Consider the following 11629-nt stretch of genomic DNA (forward strand, 5'->3'; position numbering starts at 1 on the left):
TTGAGCAGTCCTCTTGGCGGTCGATTGACTACCTTCTCGAATTGATCGCTATGGGGGGCATTGCGGATGGTCAATTCGGTTCGGGGTGGCACGGCGGGATTCCTCGTCGTGTTGTGTCTTTTCTTGACCCAAGGCACACCGGTTCGGGCGGCCGAACCGGAGCCCGCCTTCTCGATGCAGGTCACGCCGACCCGGTTGGTCGTGCCGGCCGGGACGTCCGAGCACCGGTTCGAGGTGAGCAACAAGGGCCGGGAGGCGTTCCAGGTCACCGTCGAGAGGTCCGACTTCGTCGCCGGTGAGTCGGGGGCGATGCGCTTCCAGCCCGGCGCGCCCTACGCGGCGGCGGCCTGGGCCTCGGTCGATCCGATCCAGCTGACGGTGCCGCCGGGGGAGACCCGTCCGGTGACGCTGCGCGTGGTCGTGCCGCAGACCCCCGAACCCGGCGACCACCAGTTCGCGGTCATCTTCAAGGTCCCGGCGGCCAAGACCAGCGCGAACATCCGGATCAACCGGGGGATCGCCGCGCCGGTGTTCGTCACCGTGCCCGGCGCGATCGACCGGTCGGCGGAGATCGCCGACCTGCGGGCGCCCGGGTTCGTGCTCGGCGGGCCGGTGCCGATCACCGCGAAGGTCCGCAGCACCGGCACGGTGCACCGGGACTTCCGGGGGCCCGAGCGCCTCAAGGCGCGGGCCGGCGGGTCGGAGCTGCTGTTCCCCGACTTCACCGTCGTGCGCGGGGCCACCCGCGAGGTCGCGGCCACCTGGGACGCCCCGCTCGTCTGCTTCTGCGACGTGACCGTGGCGGTGCCCGGCGGCAACACCCGGACGGTGCAGGTGGTCGTCTTCCCGCTGCACCTGCTCGTCGTCCTGGTCGCCGTCGTGATGGGCGGCGCGCTGGTCTGGGTGCTCGTCCGGCACCGGTACCGGCGCCGGGTCGAGTCGGCCGCGCGTGAGCTGGCGGGGAGTGGCAGCCGTGTTTAAGCGGGTTCTCGCCGTCGTCCTCGCCGCCTCGGCCGTGCACGTGCCCGCGTCGGTCTCGCACGCCGCCGGGTCGACGCTCTTCGTGCAGACGTTCAAGAACAACACCATCGACCCCGCCTATCCGGTGACGATCCCGGCGCTGCCGGTCGGCTCGACCGGCGCCAACGCCGCCTGCCTGTCGGCCGCCGGGAACCTGACCGGGACCGGCCTGAAGAGCTGCCTCACCTCGACCGACGCCAACGGCTCGGGCGTGCTGCGGCTGACCAGCGCGGTCACCAGCCAGCAGGGCGGCATCTTCGGCGCGACGGCGGTGCCGACCTCGCAGGGCCTCGACGTGACGTTCAACATGTACCAGTACGGCGGCGGCGGGGCCGACGGCGTGGCGTTCGTCGCCGCGGCCGTCGATCCGGCCAACCCGGTGCCGCCCGCCAACATCGGGCGGCCCGGCGGTTCGCTGGGCTATTCGCCGTTCTCGTCCGGGGTCGGGCTGGCCAACGCCTACCTGGGGTTCGGCTTCGACGCGTACGGCAACTTCAGCAACTCCTCCTACCAGGGCAGCGGGTGCACGAACCCGGCCTACATCTCCACCAGCGGGATCGTCCCGGGCCAGGTCGTGGTGCGCGGGCCCGGCGCCGGCACCGTCGGCTACTGCGCGATCAACAGCACGGCCACCTCGACGAGCTCGGCGGCGCTGCGGCTGCGCGGCACCACGCGGGCGGCCTCGGTGGTCCCGGTCGCCATCGCGATCAACCCGACGTCGAGCGCGCTGACCACCGCCGCCGGCTTGTCGGTCGCGGCGGGCAGCTACACGGTCCAGTTCACCCCGGTCGGCGGTTCGCCCCGCACGCTGTCGGGCCCGCTGCCGACCGTGTCGTCGAGCCTCTACCCGTCGTCGACGTGGACGACGGCCACCGGCATCCCCCGGCAGCTCGCGTTCGGCTGGGTCGCCTCGACGGGCGGCGTCACCGACTTCCACGAGATCGACAACGTCGTGGTCAACAGCCTCAACCCGGTGCCCGACCTGACCGTGACGCAGACGAGCTACAACGGGACCGCGCCGAAGCCGGGCGACCCGGTGACCTACACGGTCCGGCCGGTGGTGTCGGCCACGGGCGCCAACGAGACGCTGCCGATCTCGGTGACCGAGACGCTGCCGGCCGGCGTGGTGCCCGTGGGCGCGTTCGGCGCCGGCTGGGTCTGCGGCGCGCCGTCCGGGCAGAAGATCACCTGTACGAACTCCAACACCCCCTTCGCCAGCGGCACCACCCTGCCGACGATCACCGTCGTCGGCATCGTCACCGGGAGTTCGGTGACGCCGTCGACCGTGCAGACCGGTTCGACCGTGACGGTCTCCTCCAACGACGGCAACCCGGGCATCGCGACGACCACCACGGCGGGCACCATCCCGGCGGCCCCGTCGGGGATCACGTTGTCGACCACCAGCGGCACCATCGCGGGCGGCGGGAGCGTGACCGTCAGCGGCTCGAACCTGACCGGCGCGACCGCCATCGAGATCGGCACCACGGCCGAACAACAAGCGGGCACGCCGGTCGTGCTGCTGCCGTGCTCCAGCGTGATCACCACGAACTGCTTCGTCGCCAACGCCAACGGCACGCTGACGATCCCGTCGATGCCGTCGCGTTCGACGGCCGCCGCCGTGACCGTGACGGTGGTGACCCAGGGCGTGGCGGGATCGGCCGCCTACACCTACACCTCGGCCCCGGCCACGCCCGCCGCGCCCACCGCGACGGCAGGCGCGACCAGCGCGACCGTGACCTGGACGGCACCGGCCGCGAACGGCAGCCCGATCACGGGCTACGTCGTCACGCCCTACCTGAACGGCGTCGCGCAGACGCCGGTCTCCTACCCCTCGACGGCGACGACCCAGACGCTCACCGGGCTGACTGCCGGGGCCTCCTACACCTTCACCGTCGCGGCGGTGAACGCCATCGGGACCGGCACGGCCGGTCCGCAGTCGAACACGGTGGTGCCCTACACCGTGCCGGGGCGGCCGACGATCACCTCGGCGACCGCCGGAGACCTGTCGGCCACGCTGACCTGGTCGCCACCGGCCTCGAACGGCGGCAGCGCGATCACCGGCTACGTCGTGACGCCCTATCTCAACGGGGTGGCGCAGACGCCGGTCTCCTACTCGTCCACGGCGACGACGCAGACGGTCACCGGGCTGACGGCGGGGGCGGCGTACACCTTCACGGTGACGGCCGTGAACGCGGCCGGTCCCGGCCTGCCCTCGACGCCGTCGGCGACCGTGACGCCGAACGCCAACCCGCAGCTCACCTTCGGGCCGCCGCCGGGCGGGCAGGTGAACGTGGCCTACAACGTGCCGCTGACGATGACGGGCGGCACCGCGCCGATCACCTGGTCGATCAGCGCCGGGTCGTTGCCGCCGGGGGTGACGCTCAACCCGTCGACCGGCCTGCTGTCGGGCACCCCGACGACGGCCGGCACCTACAACTTCACGGTCAGGATCCTCGACGCGAGCGGGCAGAGCGACACCCGCGCGGCGACGGTGACGATCGCGGCGGCCCCCGTGCTGACCGTTCCGCCGCCCCCGGCCGCGCAGGTCGCCGTGGCCTACAACCTGCCGCTGTCGGTCTCGGGCGGCACCGCGCCCTACACCTATTCGCTCGCCTCGGGGGCACTGCCGCCGGGGCTGACGCTGAACAGCACGACCGGCCTCATCTCGGGCACCCCGACCACACAGGGTGCCTACGCCTTCGCGGTCAAGGTCACCGACACGAACGGGCAGAGCGACACCAAGTCGGCGACGATCAACGTCGGGGCGGGGCCGCTCGTCATCACCAAGACGGCCAACCAGTCGGCGGCGACGCCGGGGTCGACGCTCTCGTACACGATCACGGTGGCGAACACCGGCCCGTCGGCCTTCAGCGGGGTCACCCTGAGCGACCCGCTGGCCGACGTGCTCGACGACGCCACCTACAACGGCGACCTGGCCGCCTCGCTGGGCAGCGCCTCGCTGAGCGGGCAGAACGTGACCTGGACCGGCAACCTGGCCGCCGGGGCGACCGCGACGATCACCTATTCGGTGACCGTGCGGACCGGCGGGAACGGCATCCTGACCGACACGGTCGTCTCGCCGACCTCGGGCACCAACTGCCCGGCGTCGAGCGCCGACAGCCGGTGCCGGTCGACGGTCACGCTGCAGGCGCTCTCCATCGGCAAGACCGCCGACACGGCCAACCCCACGCCGGGGGCGACCGTGACCTACACGGTCACGGTCACCAACACCGGGAAGACGGCGTACTCCCCGGCCACGTTCTCCGACGCGCTCGCCGGAGTGCTCGACGACGCGACGTACAACAACGACGCGACGGCGACCTCGGGCACCGTGACCTACGGTGCTCCGACGTTGTCGTGGTCGGGCAACCTGTCCGCGGGCGCGTCGGCCACCATCACCTACTCGGTGACGGTCCGCGACCCCGACCCCGGCGACCGCGCGCTGACCAACACGGTGACCTCGGCCAGCCCCGGGAACAACTGCCCGTGCACGGTCACCGTCACGACGCTGGTGCCGAGGCTGACCGTCACCACCGCCACCGACGTGTCGAGCACGACGCCCACCGGGGTGGTGCGCTACACGGTGACCGCCACCAACACCGGGCAGACGACCTACCCGGCGGCCGACTTCACGCTGGCGCTGGCGGGCGACGCGACCTACGACAACGACGCCACCGCCACCTCCGGCAACCTGACGCTGAACCCGAACGGGACGATCACCTGGACCGGCCCGCTCGCGCCCGGCCAGTCGGTGACCGCGACCGCGTCGGTCACCGTCAACAACCCCGCCTCGGGCACCCTGACCAGCAACGTCACCTCGACGACGGCCGGCCTGAACTGCGTGTCGTGTACGACCTCCGTGCCGATCCGGCAACCCAGGCTCACCCTGACGAAGACGGCCGGTTCGCCGACCACCACGCCCGGCGGCACGGTCACCTACACGATCACCGCCGCCAACACCGGCCAGACCGCCTACCAGGGGGCCACCTTCACCGACTCGCTGGCGGGCGTGCTCCCCGACGCCGTCTACAACGGCGACGCCTCGGCCACCTCCGGCGCGGTCGCCTACAACACGCCGGTGTTGTCGTGGACGGGCGACCTCGCGGTGGGGGCCTCGGTGACGGTGACGTACACGGTGACCGTGAAGAACCCCGACCCGGGCGACCGGCTCATGTACAACACGGTCGTGTCGCCGGCCTTGGGCAGCACCTGCCCGCAGGGGTCGTCGAACCCGAGCTGCACCGCCGTGGTGAACGTGCTGCTCCCGGGCCTGACGATCACCCGGCAGGCCGACCGGGCCAGCGCCGCCCAGGGCGAGGTGATCAACTACACGATCACCGCCCAGAACACCGGCCAGACGCCCTACACCGGCGCGAGCCTGACCGACCAGCTGGCCCAGCTGCTCGACGACGCCGTCTACAACGGCGACGCCGCCGCGAGCTCCGGCACGGTGACCTACACCGCGCCGAACCTGACCTGGACGGGCGACCTCGCCGTCGGCGCGACCGCGACGATCACCTATTCGGCGACCGTCCGCAACCCCGACCCCGGCGACGGGCTGATCACCGGCACGGTCGTGTCGACGGTCCCCGGATCGACCTGCGCGAGCGGGTGCTCGTCGACGGTCCGGTTGTCACGGCTCGCCCTGAGCCAGGCGTTCACCGAGACGAGCACCACCCCGGGTTCGGTCATCCACCTCAGCGCGACGTTCGCCAACACCGGCCAGACGCCCTACACGGGCCTCACCGTGTCGGCGTCCAGCGCCGACGTGATCGACGACGCCACCCCGAACGGCGACCAGGTCGCCACCTCGGGCAACCTGGTCCTGGGCCCGACCGGCATCAACTGGACGGGCGACATCCCCGTCGGCGGCACGGTGACCGTCACCGGCACGCTGACCGTGAAGAACCCCGACACCGGCAACAAGATCATCCGCGGCACGCTCGTCGCCGACGCGCCGGGCAGCTCCTGCCCGACCGGCGGGAGCGACCCGGCCTGCACCGCGCGGATCGACGTGCTGATCCCGGCCCTGACGATCACCACCGTGCCCGACACCACCACGCAGGAGCCGGGAGGCGTCGTCCACTACACGACGACGATCACCAACAGCGGCCAGACGCCCTACACGGGGATCAGCGTGACCGACGACCTGAGCGGTCTGCTCGACGACGCCGTCTACAACGCCGACGCGTCGGCCACCGCGGGCACGGCCGTCTTCGCCACGCCGCAGCTGACCTGGACGGGCGACCTGGCCGTGGGCGCGTCGGCGGTCGTCACCTACAGCGTGACCGTGCGCGACCCCGACCCGGGCGACAAGCAGCTCATCAACGCGGTCACCTCGGCCGCGCCGGGCAGCACGTGCGTCTCGGCCTGCGTGTCGCGGGTGGTCGTGCTGACTCCGGCGCTGACCATGGCGACCTCGGCCGACCGGCAGACCGCTATCCCGGGCGACACCGTCACCTTCACCACGACGATCACCAACACCGGCCAGACGCCCTACACGGGCGCCACGGCGCTCACCAGCCTGTCGGCCCTGCTCGACGACGCCGTGTACGGCGCCGACGCCGTCGCCACGTCGGGGTCGGTGGCCTACACCGCGCCGAACCTGACCTGGACGGGCGACCTCGCCGTCGGCGCCAGTACGACGATCACCTTCACGGCCGTGGTGAACAACCCCGACCTGGGCGACAAACGGCTGACCGCGGTGACCACCTCGGCCGCCAGGGGCGCCAACTGCCCGGCCGGATCGGCCGACACGCCGTGCGCGGTCACGGTGGTGGTCACCGACGTGACCGACCTGACCTTCACCAAGACGGCCGACCCGTCGTCGGTGGTCCGGGGCGGGGTCGTGACGTACACGGTCACCGTGGCCAACTCCGCCGCCACGACCTACGTGGGCGCGGCCTTCACCGATCCGCTGGCGGGGGTGCTGGACGACGCCTCGTACAACGGCGACCTGGCCGCGACGTCGGGCACGGCCGCCTTCACCTCGCCGAACGTGACCTGGTCGGGCAACGTGCCCGCCGGGGGCATGGTGACCGTCACCTACTCGGTGACGGTGAACCCGGCGCGCGGCTCCGGCGACGACCTGCTCACCGGCACGCTCGTCTCGCCCTCGCCCGGCGGCAACTGCCCGGCGGGCGGGACCGACCCACGCTGCTCGGCCACGGTCACCGTGTCGGAGCTGGAGATCGCCGTGTCGTCCAGCGCCACCAGCGTCAAGCCGGGGCAGACGGTCCAGCTGACCGCCGTGTTCACGAACACCGGGCAGACGCCCTACCACGGGATCCGCGTCGCGATCCCGGCCGGCGACCTCGTCGACGACGCCACGCCGACCGGCGACACGACGCTCACCTCGGGCACGTTGTCGGTCGAGGGGCTCGACCTCATCTGGACGGGCGACCTCCCCGTCGGCGGCAGCGTCACGGTGGCGTCGCCGTTCACGGCCAACGCGCCGCCGACCGGCAACCGGCGGATCGCGACCCGGCTGACGTCGGCCGCGCCCGGCTCGAACTGCCCGGCGGGCGGGACCGATCCGGCCTGCGCGCTCGACGTGCCCGTGCTGGTGCCGCAGCTGACCATCGCCAAGACCGCCGACCGCGCGACGGCCGAGCCGGGCGACACGGTGGCGTACACGATCACGATCGCGAACACCGGCGAGACGCCCTACACGGGGATCGGCGTCACCGACCCGCTGGCGGGCGCGCTCGACGACGCCGTCTACAACGCGGACGCCGCCGCCACGACCGGCTCGGTGGTCTTCGCCGACCCGGCGCTGACCTGGACCGGCGACCTGGCGGTCGGGGCCACGGCGACGGTGACCTACACGATGACCGTGCGGTCGCCCGACCCGGGCGACAAGATCATGGCCAACGCGGTGACGTCGGACGCCGAAGGGTTGTCGTGCGGGGCGTGCACCAGCAACGTCCAGGTGCTCACCCCGGCGCTGACCATCGTGAAGTCGGCGAGCCCGGCCTCGACGGTCCCGGGCGGGACGGTGACCTACACGGTCACGGTCACCAACTCCGGCCAGACGAACCACCCGGCGGCCACCTTCACCGACGCGCTGGCCGGCGTGCTCGACGACGCCGTCTACAACGGCGACGGCAGCGCCACCAGGGGGAGCGTCGGCTTCGCGGCCGGCGCGCTCACCTGGACGGGCGCGCTGACCCCCGGCCAGTCGGCGACGGTCACCTACTCGGTCACCGTGCGGAACCCCGACCCGGGCGACCGCATGTTGTCGAGCCGGATCACCTCCCCGACGACCGGCGGCAACTGCGGGACCGACCCGCGGTGCGAGACCGACGTGCCGGTGGCGGTGTTCACCGTCGTCACCGCCACCGACCGCACGGTCGCGATGCCGGGAGACGTCGTGCGCTACACGCTGACGGCGACCAACAACGGGCAGACCACCTTCTCGCCGGCCGACTTCACCCTGTCGCTGGCCGGCGCGCTGGCGAACGCCGAGTACAACAACGACGCCATGGTCAGCAGCGGCACCCTGACCTTCAACCTCGACGGCTCGGTCACCTGGAACGGCCGCCTGGCCCCCGGTGAGTCGGTCACCGCGACCGCCTCGATCACGGTGATCGACCCCGGCGGCGACGGGGGCACGCTGACCAGCGACGTCACTTCCACGACCCCGGGCCTCGACTGCCAGGCGTGCACGACCACAGTCACCGTGCTCATCCCCGAGCTGACCCTGACCACGGTCGCCGACCGGCAGACCGCGACCCCGGGCGACGTCGTGACCTACACGATCACCGCCGCGAACACCGGCGAGGCGCCCTACCAGGGCGCGACCTGGAGCACGTCGCTGGTCGGCCTGCTCGGCGACGCGGTCTACGACGGCGACGCCACGGCGACCTCGGGCACGGTGACCTACACCGAGCCGCAGTTGTCGTGGACGGGCGACCTGGCCGTCGGCGCGGTCGCCGTGGTCACCTTCTCGGTGCGGATCAAGGACCCCGATCCGGGCGACGGCCACCTGGTCCAGCAGGTGGTGTCGCCGACGCGCGGCGCGACCTGCCCGGGCGGCCCGGCGTGCTCGACGACCGTGTGGGTGCTGACGCCCCGGCTCACGATCACCAAGCAGGCCGACGTGGCGAGCATCGTGGCCGGCGGCATCGTGAACTACACGGTGACGGTGGCCAACACGGGCCAGACGCCGTACACGGGCGCGACCTACACCGACCCCGTCGGCACGGCGATCTACGGCGGCGACGCCTGGGCCTCCGCGGGCTTCGTGGCTCCCATCAACAACGAGCTGATCTGGACGGGCGACCTGGCGGAGGGCGCCAGCGCGACCGTGACCTACTCGGTGCGCGTCGACCCGGCCGCCGGGCACGGCACCCTGGCCACCACGATCACCTCACCCACCCGAGGTTCCAACTGCGCCGTGGGATCGGCCGACCAGCGCTGCTCGACGAGCATCGCCGTGATCGCCCAGAGCATCGCCGTGGCCGACCTGACCAGGAGCTTCACCCTGACAGGCCCGCCTGACACCACCCAGCGCGGCGACGGCGTCGTGACGCTGAACGTCATCACCAACAGCCCGACCGGCTACACGGTGACCGTACGCTCGTCGGCGCCCGCGCTGACCTCGCCGGTGACCGGCGCCTCGATCCCGATCTCCGCGCTGAGGGTGCGGTCGCCGGAGACCGCCGGCTTCCAGCCGCTGTCGACGACGACGCCGATCGTGGTGCACCGGCAGCCGGGGCCGTCGGCGCAAATCGGGGATTCGCTCGCGAATGATTATGAGGTCGATATTCCTTTTGTCCCGACCGGCAACTATTCAGTGACCCTCGACTACATTGCCAGCACATCGTGAGTTTAACTACGGGAAATCGCGGTGATCATGGCGTCGAGGTTAATTGAAAGGGATGGCACAAATGCCTGACATCAGAATCGCGTGCGCGGCTCTCGCCTGCCTGGCGGGCGTGCTGCACGCCGCGCCCGCGGCCGCCGACAGCGCCACCGGCAACACCGAGGCGATCGTCGTGGTCACCGACCAGATCACGCTCACCGAGCTGACCCCGTCGTTCACGCTGACCGGCGCGCCGGGCGCGGTCGTGACCACCGCTTCGCCGGTGACCATGCGCGTGACCACGAACAACTTCGCCGGTTACACCGTCACGGTGCAGCCGACGACGCCCAACCTGCTGCCCTCGATCGCCGGCAGCACCGACGTCATCCCGGCGTCGCTGCTCCAGGTCAGCGGCCCGGCCCAGGCGGGCACCTTCACCTCGCTGAGTGCCGGGACGCCGGTCGTGGTCGACACCAAGGCGTCGGCCTCGGCGCCCACGGGAGACATCATCGCGAACAACTACCGCATCACCATTCCGTTCGTCCGCCCCGACACCTACCGGGGCACGCTGAATTACATCGCCACCACGCTGTAAATGCCGGAGAATGGCCGGCGGAATATTCGTCCGCCGGCCTCTGGGGGGACCATGGCGTTTTGGAGAAAAGTCGCGGCGATAATCGCCGTGTCGTTGGCGGTGGCGCCGGCCGCGCACGCGAAACCGAAGACCCAGCTGACCATCGCGGTCGAGGGGGGCGGCGACGCGGTCAGGCAGGGACAGCGGCTGACGTACACGACGACGGTGACCAACACCGGCGCCGCCGACGCCAGGTCCCTCGACATCAGCCAGACCGTCGACCCCGGCCTGACGCTGGTCTCGTCGTCGCCGCCGGGGAAGGCGGCCGACGGCCGGGTGCGCTGGACGCACCCGCTGCGGGCCGGCGAGACCGTGACGTTCAGCGTGACCATGGACGTGAAGCGGCTGGCCCCCGGGCTGAAGCGCCTCGCGGTGGTGTCGTGCGCGGCCCGCGCGGACGAGGCGCGGCCGCTGGTGTGCGCGACCGACTCGGCCCCCGTGACCGCCCCGGCTCCGGTGGCGATGAAGACCCAGGGGTCGTCGGTGCCGGTGGCGTGGGGGGCGGGCGCGGCCCTGCTGCTCGTGCTGCTCGGGCTCGTGTGGCGGCGCCGGACGGACGCGACTAGCCGCTGAGCGAGGTCAGATATCCCCCCAGCACTCTCTTGAGCTCGGCGATCTCGGCCGGGCGCTCCTCTTCGGCCGCCGCCGTCACCAGCGGCGTCATGGCCTGGAAGATCCGCACCAGCACCCGCGCGCTGCGCGCCCGGTCGGCCGGGGCCAGCCCCGGCGTCCGGGCACCGAGGATCGCCTCGACCTGCCCGAGCATCGCCGCCTGGATCGGCTGCGACGACTCGGCCAGCGCCGAGGGCATGTCGGGCCGGGCGAACAGCGCCTTGAACCCCGGGTTGGCGAGGTTGAACGCCACCAGCGGGTCGACCACCCGGTCGAGCAGCTCGCCGAGGTCCATCTCCGCGACGTCGGCCCCGCCGAACGCCGACGCGTGGGCGGTCGTCATGTCGGCCACGAACCGGTCGGCCAGCGCGCGGGCCACCGCCTCCTTGCTCGGGAAGAACTGGTAGAGCGAGCCGGGCGAGATCCCGGCCCGCGCGGCGATGGCGTTCGTCGACGCCTTCTCGTAGCCGAGCTCGGCGAAGGCGTCGGCCGCCGCGTCGAGGATCTCGGCCATCCGCCGCTCACCGCGCGCCTGCCGGCGTCGCTCCATCACGATC

5 protein-coding genes are annotated in these 11629 nt (G+C 72.0%); 4 read left to right on the forward strand and 1 reads right to left on the reverse strand.

Features of this window, described 5'->3' with window-relative positions:
- Positions 1 to 123 precede the first annotated feature (123 nt).
- The 4 genes from AW271_RS13875 (at position 124) to AW271_RS13890 (ending at position 11033) form a co-directional block, all read left to right on the forward strand.
- A complete protein-coding gene (locus AW271_RS13875; RefSeq protein ID WP_157554105.1) occupies positions 124 to 981 on the forward strand; it encodes a COG1361 family protein in 858 nt (285 codons plus the stop codon).
- On the forward strand, positions 974 to 9850 hold the full coding sequence (locus tag AW271_RS13880) for a DUF7927 domain-containing protein (protein WP_157554108.1): 8877 nt from the start codon (positions 974 to 976) through the stop codon (positions 9848 to 9850). The genes AW271_RS13875 and AW271_RS13880 overlap by 8 nt, the downstream gene beginning before the upstream one ends.
- Positions 9851 to 9911: 61 nt before the next feature.
- The gene (locus tag AW271_RS13885) at positions 9912 to 10421 is read left to right on the forward strand and encodes a hypothetical protein (RefSeq protein WP_218008045.1); all 510 of its coding nucleotides are present in this window, start codon (positions 9912 to 9914) and stop codon (positions 10419 to 10421) included.
- Between the two features lie 87 nt (positions 10422 to 10508).
- Positions 10509 to 11033: a CARDB domain-containing protein gene (locus AW271_RS13890; RefSeq protein WP_062336724.1), complete on the forward strand. Its 525-nt coding sequence runs from the start codon at positions 10509 to 10511 to the stop codon at positions 11031 to 11033.
- Here AW271_RS13890 and AW271_RS13895 read toward each other — a convergent pair.
- Positions 11023 to 11622, reverse strand: coding sequence for a TetR/AcrR family transcriptional regulator (locus tag AW271_RS13895; RefSeq protein WP_062336726.1), 600 nt, complete (start codon positions 11620 to 11622; stop codon positions 11023 to 11025). The two genes, AW271_RS13890 and AW271_RS13895, sit on opposite strands and share 11 nt — an antisense overlap.
- Between the last annotated feature and the right edge of the window lie 7 nt (positions 11623 to 11629).

Origin of the sequence: Herbidospora sakaeratensis, from assembly GCF_001570525.1 — a bacterium.
Lineage (GTDB): Bacteria > Actinomycetota > Actinomycetes > Streptosporangiales > Streptosporangiaceae > Herbidospora > Herbidospora sakaeratensis.